Below are 21,722 nucleotides of genomic sequence, written 5' to 3'. Positions count from 1 at the left end.
GTCTGTCCGGCATTGCTTTTACTATATCATAGGGCCACATCCAGTGCCATCATCAGGGCAAAGCCCAGCACGATGCTGATGACACCGGCCACTTCATCCGGTTCCACCGCCTCAGGGATCATCTCCTGTGCGGTCACACACACCATACAGCCCGCCGCCGCGCTCATGAGCCACGGCAGCGCTGCGCCTACCCACTCGGCCAGCACAAAGGCCAGCACCGCGCCCAAGGGCTCCACCAGCCCGGAGGCCGCCCCGGCGGCAAAGGACTGCCCCCGGGTACGCCCGCTCTGGGTCAGTGGCAGACTGACCGCCGCACCCTCCGGGATATTCTGCAAGCCGATGCCCAAACTCAGTGCCAGCGCTCCGCTTACGGCATCCGCGTCCCCATGCAGCGCCAGCGCCGCAGCCAGCCCCACCACCATGCCCTCCGGCAGGTTGTGCAGGGTGACCGCCAGCACCATGCGCCCGCAATGCCCGGGACCGCCCGCCAGCAGCTGTCCGGCGGCATCCTCCAGCCGCAAAAGCCCCACAGCGCCTAAAATAAGTCCCAGCGCCGGGGGCACCCATGCTGCCCTGCCCTGAGACCGGGCAATGGCCGGCAGCAGCAGGCTCCACACGCTGGCCGCCAGCATGATGCCCGCCGCCATGCCGCACAAAATGCGCCGGGTAGCCGGTCTTGCCTGCCTGCGCAGTAAAAACACCCCTGCTGCGCCCAGCGCGGTACACGCCGCCGGGAACAGCCAGATCCCAAGTGTGAAAACGATCCGGTTCAAGCCGCATTCCCCCTTTGCCCTTTGTATGCGCAAACGGGCAAAAGGGTGCGGACTCAGAAATCGCCCTCAGTGCTGTCGCAGCTGTCTGCATCGCAGTCTGCGTCATTGGACGCAAAGCTGTCGGTGCTGTCCGTGCTGAAATTGCGCTCGAATGCGGTCATGTACTGGGCATAGCCCTCGTCACCGGTGCCAAAGTAGCCAAAATCAAAGTCTTTCATTGTATTATCCTCCACAAATATTCTTGTCGTTCAGCCTTCCGGGGGATGTCCGTCCCCTGCTGTGCCTCTATTATCTACATTTACAGTCCAATAAAAAGGATTTTATTAGCATTTTTTCAATTATTTCTATTATTGTGCTTCCCACCCGGCGGTACAGGCTCTATTCTGGGTTTTATTTTTGCCAAAAAGTCTTTGACATTTGACGAAAGTTTATGACAACTATGCAGATTCTTTACACGGATTATAACTTTCGACCAAAATCCTCTTGATTTTTTTCAAAAATGGACTAGAATATAGCATCGCAGTGAGGTGTTACCGAAAGCCCGCTGCTAAACATTTACAAGAAGACTAAGGAGATCATCGATATGAAACTCAAGAATATTTGCATCGCTGTTGTTGCTCTGGCTCTGGCTGCTGGCATGACCGCTTGCGGTGGTACTTCTACCGCTTCTGCTTCCTCTACCTCTGAGGCTGCTTCCGCAAGCACCACCGCTGTTTCCGAGGCTGCTTCTTCTGAGGCTGCTTCCAGCGAGGCCGCTTCCTCTGAGGCTGCATCTTCCGAGGCTGCTTCCTCTGAGGCCGCTGTCAGCGAGGCTGCTTCTTCTGAGGCTGCTTCCACCACTGCCGCCTAAGTTTAACGCGCACAGCGTACATAACAGGATAGCAAAAGGCCGCTGCACATTGTTTTGTGCAGCGGCCTTTTTGGTTGCGCAGAAAGATTTTAAATGCCCTCCGCGTGCGCTATGGGCATAACCAGCGGAATGATTTTTTCTTTTTCGGGATACCGGGTCGTCTGCGGACGCCCCGGTATTCTATTTTTATGAAAAAAGACCGCCGCACAAAGCCATGTACAGCAGTCTCCTTACGTTTGAGAAGCAAGCTTCCCAGTATCATTTTTCAAGAATCGCGCGGATCTGGGCAAGGTCGGCAGCAAAGGTGATATTCCGCTGCCGCGCCGAGGTGGAAAGCCCCATGGCGATCATCTGCTGCAAAAGCTGGTGCAGGGGCTGGTAGTAGCCGTTCAGATCGTAGAGGATACAGGGCGCGTTCAGCTGCCCCAGCGACAGCTTGCTGATGACCTCGGTGATCTCCTCCAGCGTGCCGGTGCCGCCGGGAAACGCGATAAAAGCATCGCCCAGCTCAATCATTTTGGTTTTGCGGGCGGGCATATCCTCGGTCACGATCAATTCGGTCAGACCCTCGTGCTGCAGCTCTGCGTCCAGAAAGCACTTGGGCTCTACGCCGGTCACCCTGCCGCCTGCGGCCAGCACACTGTCGGCTAAAATGCCCATCAGGCCGCTTTTGCTGCCGCCGTACACCAGCGCGTTGCCGCTTTCGCCGATCCAGCGCCCCAGCTGCTGCACGGCCTGCGGCAGTGCAGGGTCGTTGCCAAGGCTTGCGCCCAGATACACGGTAATGTTCATTGCAGTATCCTTTCTTGCCGGGTCAGATGCTCCACAGCACTGCGCCCAGCACCGCAGAAAGCAGGATCATCCCAATGGGGGACGGTGCTTTCTGCGTTTTCTTTTTATAGGCAAAATGCAAAATGCTTAAAAGGGCAAACACCGCCAGCGCACGCACATTCGGGGCAAAGCCGCCGGCAAGGGTGGTAAAGCCCCCCAGCGTGGAAAGCCCCATGGTGCAGGCGGTAGCCAAGATCATAGCCACCACGCAGGGGCGCACCCCGGCCAGAAAGGCGTTGACCCCGGCATACTTCATCAGGCTGTGCAGCGCCGCCGCGATGAGCAGAATGATGACAAAGGAGGGCAGCACCACCCCCACCGTTGCCGCAAAGGAACCTGCCAGTCCCGCCTGCGAAGCGCCGATAAAGGTAGCCATGTTCACCGCCAGCGGGCCGGGGGTGGACTCTGACACCGCGATAAAGCTGAGAAATTCGCTCTCGGTCAGCCAGCCGTGCCCCAGCACCGTTTCCCGCACCAGCGAGATCATGCCGTAGCCGCCGCCAAAGGACACCGCGCCGATGACAAGGAAGTTCCAGAACAGCTCCAGCAAGATCATTTTGTGCCGCCTTTCTTCCCCTGCCCTACCGCGTAGGTCAGCACCCCGGCTGCGCCGCAAAACAGGATGCAGCAGATGGAGGAAAACTTTACCGCCAGCACAGAGCAGCCCACCATGGCCGCCAGCACCACCGCCACCACTGCCGTGTTGAAGGGGGTGCGCTGCAGATTTTTGAGCATCTTGACCCCTGCGGATAGGATCAGGTAGATGACGCAGGCCTGTATGCCTTTAAAGGCATTGGCTACCACCGTCAGCTGCAAAAAGCGGTCGAAGAAGAGTGAAATAAGGTAGATGACTGCAAAGGACGGCAGGCACACCGCAAGGGTGGAGGCCGCCGCACCGGCTACCCCGGCCAGCTTATAGCCGATGTAGGTGGCGCTGTTTACCGCCACAGGGCCGGGGGTGGACTCGGCAATGGCGACCATATCCAGAAACTCCTCCCGGGTAAGCCAGCGTTTTTCCTCTACAAATTCGTGCTCCAGCAGCGCCACCATGGCGTAGCCGCCGCCAAAGGTAAAGGCACCGATCTTGAAAAAGGTGCAAAAAAGTTCCTTGGTCTTGGACATAGGCATTTTTCCTCCGGGCACTTACTGTTTGACCGACTCCAGTTCCAGATAGCACTCGAAAGCCGTTTTGTCCGCGCGCTTGGCAATAAAGTACCAGCCATCATCCGAAGGCGCGTAGAACACCTCCACCTGCTGCCCCATGGGGACTTCACGGTGGTAATTGATGGAGGCAAACTTTACAACGTGATCGCGCATGATCTCCAGCGGCAGTGCATCGCAGACGATATCCAGATAAAAAGCGTTGTTGATGTGGTAGTGCAGGTCGCACTGGGAGTAGCGCGCCGTAAACAGGCCGGCACTGGTCAGGCTGTCCCGGCGCTTATGCAGCAAAAGGGGTAGCTCCTCTTTCACCGTCTCGTTCCAGTATCCCTCTACCGTCCAGTCCGGCCGGCGCAGGATGTGCCCATTCTCAAGGCTGGACATGATCCAGCGGCTGTCCACCATGGCTACTTCCTGCCCGGCTTCGTCCGTAAGGGTGGTGACGCGCTTGATAGAGCCGCGAATGCTCTTCTCTGAGCGGGAGCAAAGGGTCAAAGTCTCGCCACGGCGGGGCACGCGGCTGAACCGCAGCGCCTGCTTGCCCACCAGAAACGCTACGCCGTGATCCTCAAAGAACTTATCGTCCATGCCAAAGTGGCGGGCGTGCATGGTGGAGATCTGCTCCACATAGCGCAGCAGCGCACTGGCCTTGAGCAGGCTGTGGCAGTCTGCATCGGCATTTTCTACCACGGCGGTGCCTTGATAATAAAACTGTTCCATAGTCTTTCCCTCCTATCGGAAAAAGGCCGCCGCACCACGTCCGGGACGGCAGCCTTGGTTGACCAATCAATACTGATTGCGGGTCTTTCTGCGCACCTTGCGCCAGATATTGAAGCAGGCAAGTGCCAGCATAGCCAGCAGCAGCAGCAAAAACAGGTAGCTGCCGCCGCCTTCATCGTAGCTCTTCATCTCGCTCCACTTCAGGTCCAGTTCGCTGTTCACCTCATCGCTCAGGGCGGTGAACACCTTCTCGCGGGCGGCGTCCTCCTCAGACGGATAGGCGATCTCGCTGGTTTTCAGATCCTCGTCCAGTACCTCCCATACATCGTGCATGGGGGTGGTGTAGCCGATGTACTCGCTGTTGGCCTTGCCGATGTCGGTCTCGCACATGAAGTTGATGAACATCTCGGCGGCCTCTTTGTGCTCGCTGGCGGCAGGCACAGCCATGCAGTCCACCGAAAGCACACTGCCCTCCTCCGGGAACACCCAAGCCAAGTCTGGGTTATCATCGATCATGGTGATGGCATCGCCGGAGTAGTACACGCCGATAGCAGCCTCGCCGCCGATCATCTTATCAAAGATCTCGTCCATGACGTAGGCCTGCACCAGCGGCTTCTGTGCCTTGAGCTGCTCCACCACCTCGTCTACCTCCTCCGGGGTGGCGGGGTTGATGCTGTGGCCGCTCTTAAATGCAGCGATAGCGTAGGCATCGCGGCTGTTGTTGAACATCAGGATGTTGCCCGCATACTGCTCATCCCACAGGTCTGCCCAGCAGGTGGGGGCTTCGTCTACCATAGTGGTGTTGTAGATGATGCCGGTGGTGCACAGCATATAGGGCACGGTGTAAGCGTTCTGCGGGTCGTAATCCGGGTTGCGATAGCCTGCATCGATCTTCTGGAAATTGGGGATATTGTCATAGTCAAGGGGTGCAAGCATCCCCTCATTGATCATCTTTGCCACCATGTAGTCGGAGGGGATGATCACATCGTAGTTGGCTGCGCCGGACTTGAGTTTGGCGTACAGGGACTCGTTGGAGTCGAAGGTGGTGTAGTTCACCTTGATGCCAGTCAGCTTTTCAAAGGCGGCCACAACATCCACGCTGTCATCCGAGCCGTTGGAGATGTACTCGCCCCAGTTATAGACGTTCAGGGTGACGTTCTGCCCCTTGAAGCGGGTCCAGTCGTAATCGTCCGACACCGAGACGTCCTCGGTCACCTCAATGGTATCGGCGGCAAGCACCGGCAGTGCAGCGCACAGCGCCACAGCCAGTGTCAGCAGCAATGCAGCAATGCGTTTCATTATGCACCCTCCCCTCGCAGCGTTTTCTGATCCTTGCGGTAGCTGCGGCTCTCCATGGCATTGGACACCAGAATGACGCTGAGGATGACCACAAACATGATGGTGGACAGCGCGTAGATCTCCGGGCTGACCTTTTTGCGGGTCATGGAATAGATGGCAATGGGCAGGGTCTCTACCGTGCCGCAGTTGAAGTAGGAGATCATGAAATCATCGATGGAATAGGTCAGGCAGATGAGGAACGCCGACAGGATAGCGGGACTGATCTCCGGCAGGATGACCTTGAAGAAAGCCTGTCGGGGATCACAGCCAAGATCCAGCGCTGCCTCGTACAGTTTGATATCCAGCTGTTTAAGTTTGGGGCTTACGTTGAAGATAACGTAGGGCACATTGAACGCGATATGCGCAATAAGCAGCGTGGGCAGACCCATGATGTTGTCCGGCAGCCATGCGGACTGCGCGGCAAAGCGCTGGTAAGCCACGAACAGCAGCATCAGGGAAATGCCGGTGATGATCTCCGGGTTGACCACCGGGATATAGGTGATGTTGGTCACCAGCAGGCGGCTTTTGCGGCTCATGGAGGCGATGCCAAGGCTGGCTGCCGTGCCCAGCACCGTGGCGATGATGGCGGACAGCACTGCCACCTCAACGGACACCCACAGCGCATGGAGGATGGACGCATTCGTGAACAGGCTGCGGTACCACTTGAGGGTAAAGCCGGTGAACAGCGAATAGCCCTTACTCTGGTTGAAGCTGAACACGATCATGTAGGCAATGGGCAGATACATGAAGCAGAAGAACAGGATGATATAGACCCGCTGCATCAGGCGCAGATGTTTTGTTTTCATCAGGATACGCCCTCCATTTCATCCTCGTCAAAGCTGGATGTAAAGCTCATGCACAGCAGTACGATGATCATCAGCACCAAGCTCATGGCAGAGCCGACGTTCAGGTTATAGCTGTTACCCAAAAACTGCATCTCGATCAGGTCGCCGATCAGCAGGTTGGAGCCGCCGCCCAGCATACGGCTGATGACAAAGGTAGACACTGCCGGCACAAACACCATGGTGATGCCGGTGCTGATGCCCGGCACGCTCATGGGGATAAGCACCCGCACAAGGGTCTTGGTGGTGTTGGCACCAAGATCCTGCGCAGCTTCCACAAGGCTTTGGTCGATCTTGGTCATGCTGGTATACAGCGGCAGGATCATGTAGGGCACATAGTTATACACCATGCCCAGCACCACCGCGCCGGAGGTGTTGAGCATGGTATAGGGGCCAAGGCCGATAAAGCCCAGCAGGGTGTTCACCGGGCCGTTGACGCTGAGCAGACCCATCCATGCGTAGGTACGCAGCAAAAAGTTCATCCACATGGGCAGCATGACCAGCATAAGCATGATGTGCTGCTTGTTCACCCGCAACCGGGACAGAAAATATCCCACCGGGAATGCGATGACCAGACAGATAACGGTTGCAATAAGCGCCAGCAGCAGGCTGCGGGCAAACACTGAGCCGTAGCCGCTGATGGAGGTAAGGTTATTCAGGGTAAAGTTACCCTCGGCGTCCGTCATGGCGTAGTACACCACAATGAACAGAGGCACAACGGTAAACAGCACCATCCATACAAAGTACGGATAGGCCAGCTTTTTATCATAGATCTTCATGGCACATCACCCCTCGCTCCGCGCCATGATATGGATCTCGTTGGGGCCGATGCGCATACCAATGGTCTCGCCGGGGGTGCAGGCGCGGGTGGAGTGGATCAGCCACTCGCGGCCCTCGCATTCGACGTGCATCTCAAAGTGCACACCCTTGAAGATGACATCGTTCACCACACCCACAAGCTGGCCTTCCACCGGGGATACCACCTCGATATCCTCCGGGCGCACCACCACCTGCACACTCTGCTCCCGGGCAAAGCCGCGGTCCACGCAGGGGAAATCCACGCCGGAGAAGGACACCAGAAAGTCCTTGTGCATCACGCCGTCCACAATGTTGGAATCGCCGATAAAGTCTGCCACAAAGGCGTTTTTCGGCTCGTTGTAGATATCCTCCGGGGTGCCGATCTGCTGTACCTTGCCGCCGTTCATGACAACGACGGTATCGGACATGGTAAGCGCTTCTTCCTGATCGTGGGTGACATAGATAAAGGTGATGTTCATCTCGCGCTGCAACCGCTTGAGTTCCAGCTGCATCTCCTTGCGCAGCTTCAGGTCCAGTGCGCCCAGCGGCTCGTCCAGCAGCAAAATCTCCGGCTCATTGACCAGACTGCGGGCAATGGCCACGCGCTGCTGCTGACCGCCGGACATCTGGCTGATGCTGCGGCGCTCGAAGCCCTTTAAGCCCACGACCTCCAGCATATCGCGTACCTTGCGGCGGATGGTGTCCTCGTCCAGCTTTTTGAGCCGCAGACCAAAGGCCACGTTCTCGAACACGTTCAGGTGCGGGAACAGCGCGTATTTCTGGAACACGGTATTCACCGGGCGCTTGTAGGGCGGCACACCGGTAATGTCCTTCCCTTTCAGCAGCACCTTACCGGCGTTTGGCTCCAGAAAACCTGCGATCAGGCGCAGGGTGGTGGTTTTGCCGCAGCCGGAGGAACCGAGCAGCGTCACGAACTCCTTGTCATGGATATCCAGATTCAGCCCATCCAGAATGCGCTGTCCATCAAATTCCACTACGATATCCCGCAGTGAAACGACCACCGAGTTGTCCATTTTATATGTTATCCTCCTTGTTCTCAGATACGAAAAAAGACAGGGAACCTGCCCCATCTTTTTTGCGTATAAGGGATGCTCCGCCCCGCGCAGCAGCATGATCTTGCGCGGCGGACATACCCTGTCACGGTTTATAATAAACAATCACAGTCGGATTGTCAATCACTCTGCCGATGTTTGCCGCAACTTTATAAAAAGCTGCAAAAAAATATACGCTGCACCTTGGTTTCGGTGCAGCGTACAAAAGCAATTATTCCTGCGTTTTCAGGTCGTTTTCCGTCAGCAGAAGCGCCTGCACAGTGCTGGTATCCACCGTGTATACCGAAGGTTCCCCTTCCACCTGCAAATACCACCCGTCCGTGCCGCAGGCGTAGGCCAGCTGCACGGTGGAGCCGTCCTCGCTGGTAACGGCGGCAGTGAATACCGGTGCATCAAAACCGCAGGCAGAAAGGTCTGCGTCCGTGGTCTGGGCGGTGGCATAGGTGCACAAGGCAGACAGCATGCTTTGCACCTTATCCTGCGCAAGGCTGGCGGCGGGGTCAGAGGCCAGCCGCCACACCGTCTCGTAGGCAGCGGAAGAAGCGCTGTCGGCGCTTTCGGTCGGCTCGCTGACGGCGTTCAGGGTGACGGAGCTGCCGTCTGCCAGCGTATAGGCTACCTGTGTAATGGTCGAGGCTGTGAGCCCAGTGGGGCAGAAGCTGCCGAAGAGCCCGGCCTTATCCAGCTGAAAGCAGGCGGCTTTGTTGCCGCTGACGGTATAAATGGCATCGTCCCCGGCTTTTTGCACATAGAGATCCCCGGTGACCGGGTTCTCTGCCCCGAAGGTCAGAGTGGTGCTCTGCCCTGCCGCCGTTACCGTAACGGTAAGCTGCGGGCTGTCCAGCCCGTAGTCCTCCCCTGCCTGCGGTGTCAGGCTGCGCTTGGCATTCAGTGCCATCAGGGCGGTGCGCATGGTGTTGCAGGCGCTCTCGTCCAGATGATAGGCGGGGTCCTGTGCCAGCTGCCAGCTGTCACCGGAATACTGCAGGGTGTAGGTCTCGCCGTTATAGGTGTACTCAATCTGCTCCAAGTCCTCGGCGGCAAAGCTGGAAAGCGGGATACTGCCCTCGGCGGCGGCACTGGCGTTCTGCTCGGCCTTGGCGTTGCCGCGCATCACCGCCCACAGTGCCGCGCCCAGCAGCACTGCCGCTGCCAGCAGCGCCAGCAGGGCACGCTGTTTTGTTTTCATGGCGGTCTCCTTATCTGCGGCGGCGCAGCAGCACCACCACTGCCCCGGCAATGAGCACCGCCGCCGGGAGCACGAACACAAAGGTCAGCCCCAGTGCTGCGGCAGTGGAGCCTGCCACCGTGATGGGCTCGGCTTCCAGCGCCTTAGTGTCCACAAGGATATCCTGCCCCACCAGAGAGGCGGCGCAGCCCTGCAAAAAGGTCAGATTGCCGGGCATGGACTGATAAAGCTGCTCGTTATCCATGTTGGGACAGCCGATCCAGAGGACCTCGGCACCGGTATCTTCGTTCCGTGCCCAGACGGCCAGCGCAAAGGGGCCGTCTGCGTCTCCGTCCTCCCGCTCCATGGTGGTAAGGTCGTTGATGTCGGCTTTGGCATAGGCAGAGGAGGAACTGTTCAGCAGCGGCTCGGCGGTGACATCCTCGGTCTCAGTGACCGTGATGCCCTGCGCCACCGACAGCATGACATGAGTGCCGGTATTCACGCCGTTCAGCGCGGTGCTCTCGGTGGGCGTGCCGTAGTCCGGCAGCAGCGACCATGCAGAGTTATACAGCGCCTTGCCGCTGTCACCCTCCACCACCATGCCCTCTGCGCGGGCAAGGCCGAACTGCGCCAGCACGGCATCCAGCTGCGGGGTCTGGGCGTAGACGCTGCTGGTCAAAAGCAGCTTGCCGCCCGCCGCAAGATAATTTTGCAGCTGGCTGATCTCGTCCACAAGGCCGTCCCCTGCAGTAAAATCGGTGGTGGGTGCGTTGATGATGAGCAGGTCGCAGTCCTCCGGGATGGTGCTTGTAAGCAGATCCAGCGGCTGGGCGTCGATATTCTGGGCGTCCAGTGCATCGATCAAAGAGTCGGTCAGGGTCTGTTCGCCGTGGTTGGTGGTATAGTAGGCGTGGCTCTGCCCGGCTGCGGTAAGCTTATAAATGGCAGAGGTGATCTGCTTTTCGCCGCCAAAGGTCACACTGGCAGAGCCGGTGGTATAGTAATCGGTATAGTCGTACTCGTACAGGTCGGCGGCATCCAGTACAGTGCTGTTCTCCCCGCAGGTAACGATCAGACTGCCGGAGGAAACATTCTCCGCACCGTACTTGGCGGCAAAGGTGGGGTACCGGGTGGGGTCCTTCTGTTCCCAGCTCAGGTGTCCGCTCTCGGCGGCGTAGTGATCCAGCAGCTTTGTGATGATGGCATCCTCGCTGCCGGTTTCGCAGAGGTAATAGATGTGCACATCCTTTTCCAGCCCCTCCACCAGTGTTTTGGTGCTGTCGCTCAGGGTGTACATCTTGGCCTCGGAGAGGTCGAACTCGGTATATTTTGCAGGGATGGCCCGCACCAGCAGGTTGAGCAGCACCGCCAGCACCAGCACTGCCGCCAGCATGGCGGTGGACAGCAGCCCACTGCGGAACACCCTGCCCTTTTGGGAGGCTGCGTTCTTGTTCCATTTCATCGTTGTGGCCTCCTCTCAGTTCCAGCGGCGCTTTTCCAGCCCCTGTGCGGTGAAAAACAGGAACACCGCTGCCACGGTCAGGTAGTAGACCAGTGTGGGGATGGAAAAGCTGCTGTTGACAAATTCTTCAAAGGGGGTAAACAGGCACAGGGCGCTGAGCACCGCGCTGAAGGCCTCGGTCAGCCAGCTGCTCTTGAGCAGAAACAGCGCCGTAAGCGCCACGCAGCACCCCGCAAAGGAAAGACAGCCCAGCGTAAAGCTTTTGCTGCGCAGCCCCGCCACCACGCTGAGCACGGCGGCAATGGCGGTGAACAGTGCCAGCGCCACCGCGCTGCCGGTGGTGAACATAGTGCGCAGGCTGGGCATCATATAGGCCAGCAGCAGCGCCGCCACACCGGACACGGCGGCGATGATCTGGTTTTCGGTCAGGCTGGAAAGGAACACCCCGATAGCAATGGCGGCGCAGCCCATGAGGTAATAGCACAGCAGCGCGGAAAAATTGGCCAGTGTACTGGTGCCGGTAGCGCCCAGCACCTTCAGCACAAGGATCATGCCCACATCCACAAGGCAGGGCAGCGCAAAAATGACGCAAAGCGCAAAATATTTGCCCAGCACGATGCCGCCCACCGACACCGGGCTTGTGAGCAGCAGCTGGTCGGTGCGGCTGTGGCGTTCCTCCGCAAAGGAACGCATGGTGAGCACCGGAATGTAGAGCAGCAGCACAAAAATAGTGCGGTACATCGTGTAGTAGCCAAAATCCGGCAGACCATAGCCCAGATTCAGCGCCACAAAATAGATAGCTGTAGCCGCCAGCATAAAGGCAGTAAGCACCGCGCCGATCATGCCGTGAAAGCAGCTGCGGAGCTCTCGTTTAAAGATGGCCAGCATCTCAATTCTCCTCCCCTTCTGCCGGGGCTTCCTGCTCCGGCTTTTTTTCGGTCAGCGCAAGGAATACCTCCTCAAGGCTGCGGTTCTCGGCGGCAAGTGCCAGCACGGTGCAGCCGGCCTCGGTCAGTGCCCGGGACACGGCGGCGCGGCGGTCGGCGGCGTCCTCGCTCTCGGCGGTAAAGGTGACCTGACCGTCTGCGACGCTTTCCAGTTCTACCCGGCAGATGCCCGGCACATTGCGCACAGCGGCCAGCACGGTGTCGGGCTCGCCCTGCGCGGTAGCGCGCAGACGACTGCCGGGATTCAGAGTCTCGCCCAGCTCCTCCGGGCTGCCCACAGCCACCAGATGCCCTTTAGACAGGATGAGCACCTGCTGACACACGGCCTGCACCTCGCTGAGGATGTGGCTGGACAGAATGACCGTGTGCGCCTTGCCCAGCTCCCGGATGAGGTTGCGGATCTCGATGACCTGCGCGGGGTCCAGCCCTACGGTGGGCTCGTCCAGAATGATGAGCTGCGGGCTGCCCAGCAGCGCCTGCGCGATGCCCACCCGCTGACGGTAGCCCTTGGACAGGCTGCGGATGACCCGGGGCAGCACTTCCTCCAACCCGGTGCGGCGGGCAGCGGCCAGCACATGCTGCTTGCGCTGCGCACGCTTGACCCCCTTGAGCTCTGCCACAAAGTCCAGATACTCCTGCACGGTCATTTCCGGGTAGAGCGGCGGCTGCTCCGGCAGGTAGCCCACACAGGCTTTAGCCTGCTGCGACTGCTCCGGCAGACGGAACCCGGCCACCTTCACCTCGCCCTGGGTGGGGGCAAGATAGCCGGTAAGGATATTCATAATGGTGGATTTGCCCGCGCCGTTGGGGCCAAGCAGGCCGTAGATCTGGCCGTCCGGCACCGTAAACGAGAGATCCTGCACGGCAGGGCGGCTGCCGTAGGACTTGCTCAGGTGAGAAACTTCGATCACAGCAAACTCTCCTTTGTTTCAGAAACTGTTTTACGGAAAGCAGCGTAGAGCCAGCGCTTTCCGGTTTGGAACTGCTATAGTTTAGATGGAAAATGTGTTTAAATTAAGACAATCCTGTGTGGGAAAACGAAATATTTGCCCACGCAAAAAGCAAAAATGCCGCCTCCCGAAGGAAGCGGCATGAGATAGCCTATAATTACTTACGGCCGAAACGCTTGTTGAAGCGCTCAACACGTCCGCCGGTGTCAACCAGCTTCTGCTTGCCAGTGTAGAAAGGATGGCACTTGGAGCAAACTTCGACGTGGATCTCGGGCTTGGTGGAACGAGTTTTGATGACATTACCGCAAGCGCAGGTAATGGTGCAGTCAACGTAGTTCGGATGGATACCCTGTTTCATTCTTTTCACCTCAATTCTGGTTCTGACGTATTGGGGCCATATTTAATGTATGTGCCCATCACAACCTTCAATATCGGCTACCCCGTCGAGCGGCCTTGGAAACGATTGCCTTACTATTATAGCACGAATCAGGCAGAATGCAAGAGGAAAATTTAAGTTTTTTACAGCTTTTGCAGCGTCCAGCCCTTTTGTGCTGCCAACTGCTCCAGTTCCCGGTAAGAAAGCCGCAGCTGCGCGATGTTAAAGCCCGGCAGCTCCGCAAGGCAGCTGCCGTCCTGTGCCCGGTGCAGCAGCTTGCGCACCGGCAGTTCCTGCTCGCCGTCCAGCGTATCCAGCCCGGTCACATATTCTCCGCACCGGGGCAGCGGCTGCTGCCAGTCGATGGTTTTGCAGACCCTTGCAAGCGTAAGATGGTTGCAGGTCACCGTCTGCCGGAATTCCAGTTTCATGATGTTCTCCCCTTTTGCGCCGGAGATTCACGGCTGTTCCCGGCGCGATTCTATGATATAACATTTTGTTTTATATGTCAATATAACATTTCGTTATGCCTATACTTTACCTTAAATAAAGCCTTTGAGGTAAACACCATGTATCAACGTATCCGGGATCTGCGGGAGGATCGTGATCTGCTGCAAAAGGATGTTGCGGCGTATCTGAAATGCACACAGGTCTGCTACTCCAATTACGAGACCGGCAAGCGGGATATCCCCACCGAGGTACTGATCCAACTTGCCTGCCTCTACCATACCAGTACCGATTATATCCTTGGCCTGACGGACAACAGCGCCCCGCCCGTTCCCCGCAAAGCATAAAAGAAAAAGCCCAGAATCATTCGGATCAACGAATGATTCTGGGCTTTTACATGCCGCCGACGGGGGTCGAACCCGTACTCTGTCTCCAGAAAGGGATTTTAAGTCCCTCGTGTCTGCCAATTTCACCACAGCGGCGCAACCCCGGCTTACAAAGCCCTGCTGCCCTCTGGCTTGAGAGGGAGCCGGGAATAACAGGTGTGAGGAAAAAATTATTACAACCACACTGCTATTCGCAATCTGGTGGTATTAACATTTTTATTAAAATCAGCGGCTTTTATGATACAATAGTTTCCCTGTTTTGTCAAGAAAAACCGCTTATTCGGTGCCGCTTACACCTTGCCTCCGTGCAGATCGGCGTACATCCGGGAGCGGCACTCGGCCACTGCGGGGGTCATGTTGACGTAGTGTTTGTGGGGGCACTCCAGACGCAGCTCGCTTTCCCAAGTCTCCTCGGTGAGCTGCTTTGCAATATAGGCCTTCTTTTCTGCAATAGAGGGCAGGTCAATGGCCAGCTCGCCGCCCAGAATATGCGGCACCAACAGCGGGCGCACAGCGGTGGGGGTAAAGGTGATGGTGCGCTCGATGGCGTCCGAGTCCAGATTGACCATGGTGACAGGCTTACCAGCCTCGATGACCTCACCGTCCATGGCAATCAGGTCGCACTGTGCCTGACCGTTTTCATCGTACAGACGCCACGGCATCTTCTTGCCCGGGATGATAGCCTTGCTGGCGGAGTCCGAGCACTTCATCTTGGGGGTGTAGCTGCCGTCCGGCTTCTTCACTGCCACCAACTTGTATACGCCGCCGAACACGGGGTCGGAGGCGGAGGTGATGAGGTTTTCACCCACGCCGTAGGAGTCGAAGTGTGCGTGCTCGTACAGTTCCATGTTGGCGATTTTCTTCTCATCCAGACCGTTGGAGGCTACCAGCTTGATGTAGGGCTTACCGGCGGCATCCAGTGCCTTGCGCAGCCGCTTGGAGCCGCGGGCAAGGTCGCCGGAGTCGATGCGGGCGCTCTTGACGCGGCGGTTGGGATCGTTGGGGTATTTCTCAATGAGATAATCGTCCAGCTTGATCAGGTTGGGCAGACCGCTTTCCATAATATTATAGGTATCCAGCAGCAGGCTGACCGAATCCGGGTAGGTATCGGCAAAGGCCTTGAAGGCATCGAATTCGGTGGGGAAAAACTCGATAAAGCTGTGTGCCACGGTGCCCACGGCCTTGACCTCTGCACCGAACTTCATCTCGGCCAGACAGTTGGCCGTGCCGATGCAGCCGCCCAGCACTGCTGCGTAAGCGCCATCGTTACCGGCACTCTCGCCCTGTGCGCGGCGGGTGCCGAACTCCATGACGCTGCGAGGGGTGTGGGTATTCAGACCGGTAACGCGGGTTGCCTTGGTGGCGATCAGGCTATGGAAGTTCATGGTCTGCAGCAGGTAGGTCTCGATGAGGATCGCGCCCACCAGATCGCACTCGATGCGCACCATCTGCACATGGGGGTAGCAGACCGTGCCCTCGGGCAGGGCGTACATATCACCCTTCCACTTGTAGGTGCGCAGATACTCGCAGAACTCCTCGCTCATGCCCTTGGTGCGCAGCCAGTGGATATCCTGCTCATTGAAGTGATAGTCCAGCAAAAAACGGGTCAGCTTGCGCTGGCCTGCGCTGATGGAATAGCCCTGATTGTCCGGGTTCTTGCGGAAGAACATATCAAACACCAGCGTGGTATCCTTAAAACCATGCAGGAACAGGCAGTTCGCCATGGTGAATTCGTAAAAGTCCACCACCATCGCGGGGTTATCGTAGTCCTCGTCAGGGATATAAGGCTCGACCTTGATCTCGTTCATGAACGTTTTCCTCTCTATTTATGCCCGGCGCGGGGGTCTTCCCCACTGCGCCGCCTGCCGCTTGCCCGGCAGGGGGATTCTCTGCCCTGTCAAGACAGAGCGTTTCTACCATGATAGCACGATTTCCCTGCCTGTGCAAGTATTTTTGTGCAAAAAGAAACCGCTGCACAAACGCTGTGCAGCGGTCTCTGTGTTCAAAGGAATCGTTTGCTCAGAACAGGCTTAGCCGTTCATGATGCTGGGGGTGGCGTTCTTCAGCACAACGTCGTGGCTGCCGCCCTCCACGATGGAGGTGGAGGAAACAACGGTCAGCTTGGCCTTCTGCTGCAGCTCGGGGATGGACAGAGCGCCGCAGTTGCACATGGTGCTCTTCACCTTGTACAGGGTGGTCTGCACGCCGTCCGCCAGAGGACCGGCGTAAGGCACATAGCTGTCCACGCCCTCCTCAAAGCTCAGCTTGGTGGAGCCGCCCAGATCGTAGCGCTGCCAGTTGCGGGCACGGTTGGAGCCTTCGCCCCAGTACTCCTTCATATACTGGCCGTTGATGCGCACCTTGTTCGTGGGGCTCTCGTCAAAGCGGGCAAAGTAACGGCCCAGCATGACAAAGTCTGCGCCCATAGCCAGAGCGAGGGTGATGTGGTAGTCGTGGACGATACCGCCGTCGGAGCAGATGGGCACATAGATGCCGGTCTCCTTGTAGTATTCGTCACGAGCCTTGGCAACCTCGATGACAGCGGTAGCCTGACCGCGGCCGATGCCCTTGGTCTCACGGGTGATGCAGATGGAGCCGCCGCCGATGCCGATCTTCACGAAGTCTGCACCAGCCTCAGCGAGGAAGCGGAAGCCCTCAGCATCCACCACGTTGCCGGCACCCACCTTGACGGTGTCGCCGTAGTGCTCGCGGATCCAGCCGATGGTGCGGCTCTGCCACTCGGAGTAGCCCTCGGAGGAGTCGATGCACAGCACATCCACACCGGCCTCTACCAGTGCGGGCACGCGCTGGGCGTAGTCGCGGGTGTTGATGCCGGCGCCTACAACGTAGCTCTTGTTCTTATCCAGCAGCTCGTTGACGTTTGCCTTGTGGGAATCGTAGTCCTTGCGGAATACCATATACACCAGATTGCCTTCGGCATCCACCAGCGGCAGGGTGTTGATCTTGTTGTCCCAGATGATGTTGTTGCAGTCGTGCAGAGAGGTGTTGGCCGGAGCGGTGACCAGCTTTTCAACGGGGGTCATAAAAGTGGTAACGCAGGCATCGTCCGGGGTGTGGTTGATGCGGTAATCGCGGGAAGCCACGATGCCCAGCAGCTTGCCGCCCGGAGTGCCGTCGGCAGTGATGGCGATGGTGGAGTGGCCGGTGCGTGCCTTCAGCTCCAGCACATCATGCAGGGTGGCGGTGGGAGCCAGATTGGAATCGGACACCACATAACCGGCCTTGAAGCTCTTGACGCGGCGCACCATGGCGGCCTCGTTCTCGATGCTCTGAGAGCCATAGATAAAGGAAACGCCGCCCTGACGAGCCAGTGCAATGGCCAGCTTATCGCCGGAGACCGACTGCATGATGGCGCTGATCATGGGGATATTCATCTGCAGCGGGCACTCCTCCTGCCCCTTGCGGTACTTGACCAGCGGGGTCTTCAGGCTGACCGCCGTGGGCACATTCTCCGCAGAGGAATAGCCGGGGACCAGCAGGTACTCGCCAAAGGTGCGGGAGGGTTCTTCGTAGAAATAAGCCATAATCAAACTCCTTTTCTCTTAACGCATCCGATACAAATCAGCATCAAAATCATTCATGTTTGCTGCCTATAAATTGATTGTATATACTTTACCACAAAGCCCGCAAGAATACAAACCCCTGCCGCGCCAAACTTTATAATTGTCCTTTGCGGAAAAACAGACAAATTGCCAAGCGTTTTCGGGCATTGGTCATACTTTGATTTTTGAAGTATCACTTTTGCGGGCAAAGCAGGGCTTGCAGAATGCAAAAAAGCTCGTCCAGAATACCGGACGAGCCCTTTTGCACACGAAGCGGGACACTGCCTGTGCGGCGCATGGATCATAGCTGTGAAGGAGAACAGCCGGAGGAGGAGGATCCGCGCCCAGTATCCCAAAAACAAGAAGAAAAAGATTTCACACACAGCCTTGGGGCTTTGCCCTTGCTGTAACCATATTGTAACTCTTTTGAAACCATTTTGCAATAGGGTTTTGTAATTTTTTTGTAATTTATTTTGTTAACTTTTTATGTCCTGCCCCGCCGGGCTGCTGCAAACATCATTTTCCTTTTTGTACCCGATATGGTATACTGGTTATGAATATGCTGCCACAGGCAGAAAAAAGGAGTTTAGGATACGGTATGAAAACAAAATTGGGTATTGTGGGCTGCGGTTTTCTGGGCAACATCGTGGCTGACGCGTGGAAGAAGGGTCTGCTGCCGGACTACGAGCTGGTGGGCGTGACCAGCCGCACCCGCGCCTCGGCCGAAAAGACCGCCGCCAATGTCGGCTGCACCGTCTGTGAGGATGTGGACGCACTGCTGGCACTTGAGCCGGAGTATATCGTGGAGGCTGCTTCGGTGGAGTCGGTGCGTGCTATGGCCATCCCGGTGCTGAAGCGGGGCGTCAATCTGGTCATTCTATCCATCGGTGCCTTTGCGGATCTGGATTTCTACGCACAGGTCAAGGCAGCTGCCGTGGAGGGCGGTTCCAAGGTGCATCTGGCCAGCGGTGCCATTGGCGGCTTTGACGTGTTGCAGACTGTCACCCTGATGGCACAGGCGCAGGGCCTGCCGGAGACTGCCGGCATCGAGACCCATACCGGTGCAAAGGGCTTCCGCAACACCCCGGTGTGGGCAGAGCACCTGCTGACCGACACCGAAAAGACCACCGTGTTCACCGGCAACGCAAAGCAGGCTATTGCTACCTTCCCCCGCCGGGTGAACGTGGCGGTGGCTACCTCTCTGGCTACTACCGGCCCCGAGATCACCGGCGTGACCATGCACTCTGTGCCCGGCTGGGTGGGCGACGACCACTGCATCACCGCCGAGATCGAGGGCGTGAAGGCCGTGGTGGATATCTGCTCTTCCACCAGCGCCATTGCGGGCTGGAGCGCCGTCTCTCTGCTGCGCAATCTGTCCTCGCCCGTCTGCTTCTACTAATATAAGGAGGAGTCCGTCATGTTTGAAAAGCTTGTTGCCATTGAGCCTGTCAGTCTGATCCCCTCTGCCGAGGAAGAGCTGCACCGCTACGCCAAAGAGGTGGTGCTGTACCGTGACGTACCCGCCAGCGACGCCGAGATGGTGCGCCGCATCGGAGACGCCGATGCCGTACTGCTGAGCTACACCTCCCGCATGGGCAAGGAAGTCATTGCGCAGTGCCCCAACATCCGCTATATCGGCATGTGCTGCAGCCTGTACTCTGAGGAGAGCGCCAACGTGGATATCGCCTACGCACGCACCCGGGGCATCAAGGTGCTGGGCATCCGGGACTACGGCGACCGCGGCGTTGTGGAGTATGTTCTGCACGAGCTGACCGGCCTGCTGCACGGCTTTGGAATGCCCATGCTGCGGGACGAGCCGGTAGAGATCACCGGTCTGAAGGTGGGCATTGTGGGTCTGGGCGTTTCCGGCCGGATGATCGCCGATGCGCTGCAATTTATGGGCGCAGAGATCAGCTACTTTGCCCGCAGCGCAAAGCCGGACGCCGAGGCTGCCGGTATGACCTTCAAGCCCCTGCCCCAGTTGCTGGCGGACAGCGAGGTGGTGTTCACCTGCCTGAACAAGAACGTGCTGCTGCTGGGCGAAAACGAGTTTGCCCAGCTAGGCGCAGGCAAGGTGCTATTCAACACCTCCATCGGCCCCGGCTTTGACTCCGCTGCACTGGAAAAGTGGCTTGACCTGCCCGGCACCCGCTTCTTCTGCGACACCCGCGCCGCCGCAGGCCCCGTTGCCGAGGACTTTTTTGCCCGGGAAAACGTACGCTGCGCCAATGTGTCCGCAGGCCGCACCAAGCAGGCCTTTGTGCTGCTGAGCAAAAAGGTGCTGGACAACATCCGCACCGCACTGGGCGAGTAAGCGGTGCATTTTGCGCAGCCTGTTTTTCTTGCATCTTTTCCCCGATTGTGGTATGCTTTCTACTATAAAAAGGGAGCCCGTGCAAGCGGGCTGAGAGTGGGCTGTACTGTCCTGACCTGTGACCTGATTTGGATCATGCCAACGTAGGGAGATAGCGCTTTTATCTGCGGATATGTCTTTGCGGGCATATCCGCATTTTTTCTGCAAAGGAGCATTTCATCCATGAAAACTGCATTGACCATTGCCGGCAGTGATTCCAGCGGCGGCGCCGGAATTCAGGCCGATATCAAGACCATGACCGCCAACGGCGTGTTTGCCATGAGCGCCATTACCGCCCTGACGGCACAGAACACCACTGGTGTGACCGCCATTTTTGACACCACACCGCAGTTTCTGGCACAGCAGCTCGACGCCGTGTTCACCGATATCTACCCGGACGCGGTGAAGATCGGCATGGTATCCTCTGCCCCGCTCATCGACACCATTGCCGAGCGGCTGCATTTCTACGGCGCAAAGCATATCGTGGTGGACCCCGTGATGGTGGCCACCTCCGGCGCAAAGCTGCTGCAGGACGATGCTGTGCAGGCGCTGACCGAAAAGCTGCTGCCGCTGGCCGAGGTGCTTACCCCCAACATCCCGGAGGCTGAGATCCTGTCCGGCATGACTATTGCCAACGCCGCCGACATGGAGGCTGCTGCCCGCACCATCAGCGAGCGCTACGGCTGCGCCGTACTGTGCAAAGGCGGTCACCAGATCAACGATGCCGACGACCTGCTGTGGCGCGGCGGCACCGGCAAGTGGTTCAAGGGCAAGCGCATTGCAAACCCCAACACCCACGGCACCGGCTGCACCCTGTCCAGCGCCATTGCCTCCAATCTGGCTAAAGGCTACGACCTTGATACTGCTGTGGAGCGCGCCAAGGCCTACATTTCCGGCTGTCTGTCTGCCATGCTGGATCTGGGGCACGGCTCCGGGCCCATGGACCACACCTTCAACCTGAAGGGAGATTTTGTCCGTGACTGACCTGCCCTTTGTTTCGGCGCTGGTGCAGGCAGACCTGCCTGTGTGGGAGCAGTGCTTACAGACCGAGTTTCTGCAAAAGATGGAAAACGGTACCCTGAGCGAGGACTGCTTTAAAAGCTACCTCGTAGAGGACAGCCTGTATCTGCGGGAGTACGCCAAAATTTTTGCATGGGGCATGACCAAGGCCACCACCATGGCTGCCATGCGCACCTACTATTCCCTGCTGTCCTTTGTGCAGGAGAACGAGGACCTGACCCGGCTGCGATATCTGGAAGAGTACGGTCTGCGGGAAGCCGATATCCAGTCCCTGCCCCTGCGGCCGGAGAACCGCGCTTATCTGGACTGCATGATCGATGCCGCCCGCAACGGTGAGGGCGAGGCCGAGTGCCTGATGGCCTGCTTGCCCTGTATGCTGAGCTACGGCTGGCTGTTCCAGAAGCTTTTGCAGCGCTCCCCCGCCGTAAAGGACACCTACTACGGCGCACTGGTGCTGGACTACGCCGGCCCCGGCTACGATGCCGCCTGCCGCGCATGGGCAGAACGCGCTGAAGCAGCCTGCACCGGCCTTTCGCCGGAGCGCGCCGCTCGCTGCCGCGCGATCTTCCACGCCTGCTCGGAGCACGAGCTGCACTTCTGGGAGATGTGCGCCACACCCCGGACGGATATTTAAGAATAAATATAGAGAACCCGGAAGGTC

At 58.0% G+C, this 21,722-nt stretch carries 24 protein-coding genes, 1 tRNA gene and 1 riboswitch; of the genes, 6 read left to right on the top strand and 19 right to left on the bottom strand.

From position 1 onward, the window contains the following. Positions 1-26: 26 nt before the first annotated feature. Positions 27-647 (bottom strand): ZIP family metal transporter, encoded by a 621-nt coding sequence (locus tag WMO44_RS01980; RefSeq protein ID WP_005926489.1) that lies wholly within the window; start codon positions 645-647, stop codon positions 27-29. A 179-nt stretch (positions 648-826) separates the two neighbouring features. Next, positions 827-991 carry a hypothetical protein gene (locus WMO44_RS01975; protein WP_349151555.1) on the bottom strand — a complete coding sequence of 55 codons (165 nt, stop codon included), beginning with the start codon at positions 989-991 and terminating at the stop codon, positions 827-829. Between the two features lie 365 nt (positions 992-1,356). On the opposite strand from WMO44_RS01975, the gene WMO44_RS01970 reads away from it, so the two are divergent. Beyond that, entirely contained in the window at positions 1,357-1,623 is a 267-nt protein-coding gene (locus WMO44_RS01970) for a hypothetical protein (RefSeq protein ID WP_097780110.1), read from the top strand. Positions 1,624-1,881: 258 nt separating this feature from the next. Here the strand turns inward: WMO44_RS01970 and WMO44_RS01965 are convergent, their stop codons facing one another. From WMO44_RS01965 to WMO44_RS01900, 14 genes are all read right to left on the bottom strand, one after another. Beyond that, positions 1,882-2,415 (bottom strand): LOG family protein, encoded by a 534-nt coding sequence (locus WMO44_RS01965; protein ID WP_349151554.1) that lies wholly within the window; start codon positions 2,413-2,415, stop codon positions 1,882-1,884. Between the two features lie 22 nt (positions 2,416-2,437). Next, positions 2,438-3,010, bottom strand: coding sequence for a chromate transporter (locus WMO44_RS01960; RefSeq protein ID WP_349151553.1), 573 nt, complete (start codon positions 3,008-3,010; stop codon positions 2,438-2,440). Further along, entirely contained in the window at positions 3,007-3,576 is a 570-nt protein-coding gene (locus WMO44_RS01955; RefSeq protein WP_249248598.1) for a chromate transporter, read from the bottom strand. The genes WMO44_RS01960 and WMO44_RS01955 overlap by 4 nt, the downstream gene beginning before the upstream one ends. Positions 3,577-3,597: 21 nt before the next feature. Beyond that, complete coding sequence (locus tag WMO44_RS01950; RefSeq protein ID WP_349151552.1) at positions 3,598-4,335, bottom strand: acyl-[acyl-carrier-protein] thioesterase; 738 nt, start codon at positions 4,333-4,335, stop codon at positions 3,598-3,600. Between the two features lie 66 nt (positions 4,336-4,401). Continuing rightward, entirely contained in the window at positions 4,402-5,634 is a 1,233-nt protein-coding gene (locus tag WMO44_RS01945; protein ID WP_349151551.1) for an ABC transporter substrate-binding protein, read from the bottom strand. Continuing rightward, positions 5,634-6,479 carry an ABC transporter permease gene (locus WMO44_RS01940; RefSeq protein ID WP_349151550.1) on the bottom strand — a complete coding sequence of 282 codons (846 nt, stop codon included), beginning with the start codon at positions 6,477-6,479 and terminating at the stop codon, positions 5,634-5,636. Before WMO44_RS01940 ends, WMO44_RS01945 begins: the two co-directional genes overlap by 1 nt. After that, a complete protein-coding gene (locus WMO44_RS01935; protein ID WP_005926516.1) occupies positions 6,479-7,294 on the bottom strand; it encodes an ABC transporter permease in 816 nt (271 codons plus the stop codon). Before WMO44_RS01935 ends, WMO44_RS01940 begins: the two co-directional genes overlap by 1 nt. Positions 7,295-7,300: 6 nt before the next feature. After that, entirely contained in the window at positions 7,301-8,347 is a 1,047-nt protein-coding gene (potA, locus tag WMO44_RS01930) for a spermidine/putrescine ABC transporter ATP-binding protein (RefSeq protein ID WP_044960643.1), read from the bottom strand. Positions 8,348-8,597: 250 nt separating this feature from the next. Then, positions 8,598-9,575 (bottom strand): DUF4340 domain-containing protein, encoded by a 978-nt coding sequence (locus WMO44_RS01925; RefSeq protein WP_349151549.1) that lies wholly within the window; start codon positions 9,573-9,575, stop codon positions 8,598-8,600. A 10-nt stretch (positions 9,576-9,585) separates the two neighbouring features. Then, on the bottom strand, positions 9,586-11,019 hold the full coding sequence (locus WMO44_RS01920) for a DUF7088 domain-containing protein (RefSeq protein WP_349151548.1): 1,434 nt from the start codon (positions 11,017-11,019) through the stop codon (positions 9,586-9,588). A 15-nt stretch (positions 11,020-11,034) separates the two neighbouring features. Then, on the bottom strand, positions 11,035-11,907 hold the full coding sequence (locus WMO44_RS01915; RefSeq protein ID WP_349151547.1) for an ABC transporter permease: 873 nt from the start codon (positions 11,905-11,907) through the stop codon (positions 11,035-11,037). A 1-nt stretch (position 11,908) separates the two neighbouring features. Further along, positions 11,909-12,877, bottom strand: coding sequence for an ABC transporter ATP-binding protein (locus WMO44_RS01910; protein ID WP_349151546.1), 969 nt, complete (start codon positions 12,875-12,877; stop codon positions 11,909-11,911). 196 nt (positions 12,878-13,073) lie between these two features. After that, complete coding sequence (gene rpmE / locus WMO44_RS01905) at positions 13,074-13,274, bottom strand: 50S ribosomal protein L31 (RefSeq protein WP_005926533.1); 201 nt, start codon at positions 13,272-13,274, stop codon at positions 13,074-13,076. A gap of 161 nt (positions 13,275-13,435) precedes the next feature. Beyond that, positions 13,436-13,723: a hypothetical protein gene (locus tag WMO44_RS01900; protein ID WP_349151545.1), complete on the bottom strand. Its 288-nt coding sequence runs from the start codon at positions 13,721-13,723 to the stop codon at positions 13,436-13,438. A gap of 138 nt (positions 13,724-13,861) precedes the next feature. Between WMO44_RS01900 and WMO44_RS01895 the strand changes: the two genes are divergently transcribed. Then, positions 13,862-14,086, top strand: coding sequence for a helix-turn-helix domain-containing protein (locus tag WMO44_RS01895; RefSeq protein WP_055184716.1), 225 nt, complete (start codon positions 13,862-13,864; stop codon positions 14,084-14,086). Between the two features lie 51 nt (positions 14,087-14,137). On the opposite strand, the gene WMO44_RS01890 is transcribed toward WMO44_RS01895, so the two are convergent. The 3 genes from WMO44_RS01890 to WMO44_RS01880 all read right to left on the bottom strand — a co-directional run bounded on the left by WMO44_RS01890 (position 14,138) and on the right by WMO44_RS01880 (position 17,670). Continuing rightward, positions 14,138-14,221: transfer RNA gene (locus WMO44_RS01890), tRNA-Leu, on the bottom strand. A gap of 194 nt (positions 14,222-14,415) precedes the next feature. Next, positions 14,416-15,933 (bottom strand): nicotinate phosphoribosyltransferase, encoded by a 1,518-nt coding sequence (locus tag WMO44_RS01885; RefSeq protein ID WP_349151544.1) that lies wholly within the window; start codon positions 15,931-15,933, stop codon positions 14,416-14,418. A gap of 222 nt (positions 15,934-16,155) precedes the next feature. Beyond that, the gene (locus WMO44_RS01880; RefSeq protein ID WP_118657735.1) at positions 16,156-17,670 is read right to left on the bottom strand and encodes an IMP dehydrogenase; all 1,515 of its coding nucleotides are present in this window, start codon (positions 17,668-17,670) and stop codon (positions 16,156-16,158) included. Positions 17,671-18,286: 616 nt separating this feature from the next. On the opposite strand from WMO44_RS01880, the gene WMO44_RS01875 reads away from it, so the two are divergent. The 4 genes from WMO44_RS01875 (at position 18,287) to WMO44_RS01860 (ending at position 21,695) form a co-directional block, all read left to right on the top strand. Beyond that, positions 18,287-19,087 carry an aspartate dehydrogenase domain-containing protein gene (locus WMO44_RS01875; protein ID WP_349151543.1) on the top strand — a complete coding sequence of 267 codons (801 nt, stop codon included), beginning with the start codon at positions 18,287-18,289 and terminating at the stop codon, positions 19,085-19,087. 18 nt (positions 19,088-19,105) lie between these two features. Then, the gene (locus tag WMO44_RS01870; RefSeq protein WP_349151542.1) at positions 19,106-20,002 is read left to right on the top strand and encodes an NAD(P)-dependent oxidoreductase; all 897 of its coding nucleotides are present in this window, start codon (positions 19,106-19,108) and stop codon (positions 20,000-20,002) included. 59 nt (positions 20,003-20,061) lie between these two features. Next, positions 20,062-20,169: riboswitch (TPP riboswitch) on the top strand. Between the two features lie 55 nt (positions 20,170-20,224). After that, complete coding sequence (gene thiD / locus WMO44_RS01865) at positions 20,225-21,025, top strand: bifunctional hydroxymethylpyrimidine kinase/phosphomethylpyrimidine kinase (RefSeq protein WP_112091058.1); 801 nt, start codon at positions 20,225-20,227, stop codon at positions 21,023-21,025. Beyond that, positions 21,018-21,695, top strand: coding sequence for a thiaminase II/PqqC family protein (locus tag WMO44_RS01860; RefSeq protein ID WP_349151541.1), 678 nt, complete (start codon positions 21,018-21,020; stop codon positions 21,693-21,695). Before thiD ends, WMO44_RS01860 begins: the two co-directional genes overlap by 8 nt. Positions 21,696-21,722: the final 27 nt, after the last annotated feature.

This window comes from Faecalibacterium tardum (assembly GCF_040096515.1).
Taxonomy (GTDB): domain Bacteria; phylum Bacillota; class Clostridia; order Oscillospirales; family Ruminococcaceae; genus Faecalibacterium; species Faecalibacterium tardum.
This window is presented reverse-complemented; position numbering and strand designations above follow the sequence as displayed.

Excerpts from the sequence above, each read along its gene's own strand:
- WMO44_RS01980 (WP_005926489.1), bottom strand. The coding sequence starts at position 647 with ATGGCGGCGGGCATCATGCTGGCGGCCAGCGTGTGGAGCCTGCTGCTG.
- WMO44_RS01975 (WP_349151555.1), bottom strand. The coding sequence starts at position 991 with ATGAAAGACTTTGATTTTGGCTACTTTGGCACCGGTGACGAGGGCTAT.
- WMO44_RS01970 (WP_097780110.1), top strand. The coding sequence starts at position 1,357 with ATGAAACTCAAGAATATTTGCATCGCTGTTGTTGCTCTGGCTCTGGCT.
- WMO44_RS01965 (WP_349151554.1), bottom strand. The coding sequence starts at position 2,415 with ATGAACATTACCGTGTATCTGGGCGCAAGCCTTGGCAACGACCCTGCA.
- WMO44_RS01960 (WP_349151553.1), bottom strand. The coding sequence starts at position 3,010 with ATGATCTTGCTGGAGCTGTTCTGGAACTTCCTTGTCATCGGCGCGGTG.
- WMO44_RS01955 (WP_249248598.1), bottom strand. The coding sequence starts at position 3,576 with ATGTCCAAGACCAAGGAACTTTTTTGCACCTTTTTCAAGATCGGTGCC.
- WMO44_RS01950 (WP_349151552.1), bottom strand. The coding sequence starts at position 4,335 with ATGGAACAGTTTTATTATCAAGGCACCGCCGTGGTAGAAAATGCCGAT.
- WMO44_RS01945 (WP_349151551.1), bottom strand. The coding sequence starts at position 5,634 with ATGAAACGCATTGCTGCATTGCTGCTGACACTGGCTGTGGCGCTGTGC.
- WMO44_RS01940 (WP_349151550.1), bottom strand. The coding sequence starts at position 6,479 with ATGAAAACAAAACATCTGCGCCTGATGCAGCGGGTCTATATCATCCTG.
- WMO44_RS01935 (WP_005926516.1), bottom strand. The coding sequence starts at position 7,294 with ATGAAGATCTATGATAAAAAGCTGGCCTATCCGTACTTTGTATGGATG.
- potA (WP_044960643.1), bottom strand. The coding sequence starts at position 8,347 with ATGGACAACTCGGTGGTCGTTTCACTGCGGGATATCGTAGTGGAATTT.
- WMO44_RS01925 (WP_349151549.1), bottom strand. The coding sequence starts at position 9,575 with ATGAAAACAAAACAGCGTGCCCTGCTGGCGCTGCTGGCAGCGGCAGTG.
- WMO44_RS01920 (WP_349151548.1), bottom strand. The coding sequence starts at position 11,019 with ATGAAATGGAACAAGAACGCAGCCTCCCAAAAGGGCAGGGTGTTCCGC.
- WMO44_RS01915 (WP_349151547.1), bottom strand. The coding sequence starts at position 11,907 with ATGCTGGCCATCTTTAAACGAGAGCTCCGCAGCTGCTTTCACGGCATG.
- rpmE (WP_005926533.1), bottom strand. The coding sequence starts at position 13,274 with ATGAAACAGGGTATCCATCCGAACTACGTTGACTGCACCATTACCTGC.
- WMO44_RS01900 (WP_349151545.1), bottom strand. The coding sequence starts at position 13,723 with ATGAAACTGGAATTCCGGCAGACGGTGACCTGCAACCATCTTACGCTT.
- WMO44_RS01895 (WP_055184716.1), top strand. The coding sequence starts at position 13,862 with ATGTATCAACGTATCCGGGATCTGCGGGAGGATCGTGATCTGCTGCAA.
- WMO44_RS01885 (WP_349151544.1), bottom strand. The coding sequence starts at position 15,933 with ATGAACGAGATCAAGGTCGAGCCTTATATCCCTGACGAGGACTACGAT.
- WMO44_RS01880 (WP_118657735.1), bottom strand. The coding sequence starts at position 17,670 with ATGGCTTATTTCTACGAAGAACCCTCCCGCACCTTTGGCGAGTACCTG.
- WMO44_RS01875 (WP_349151543.1), top strand. The coding sequence starts at position 18,287 with ATGAAAACAAAATTGGGTATTGTGGGCTGCGGTTTTCTGGGCAACATC.
- WMO44_RS01870 (WP_349151542.1), top strand. The coding sequence starts at position 19,106 with ATGTTTGAAAAGCTTGTTGCCATTGAGCCTGTCAGTCTGATCCCCTCT.
- thiD (WP_112091058.1), top strand. The coding sequence starts at position 20,225 with ATGAAAACTGCATTGACCATTGCCGGCAGTGATTCCAGCGGCGGCGCC.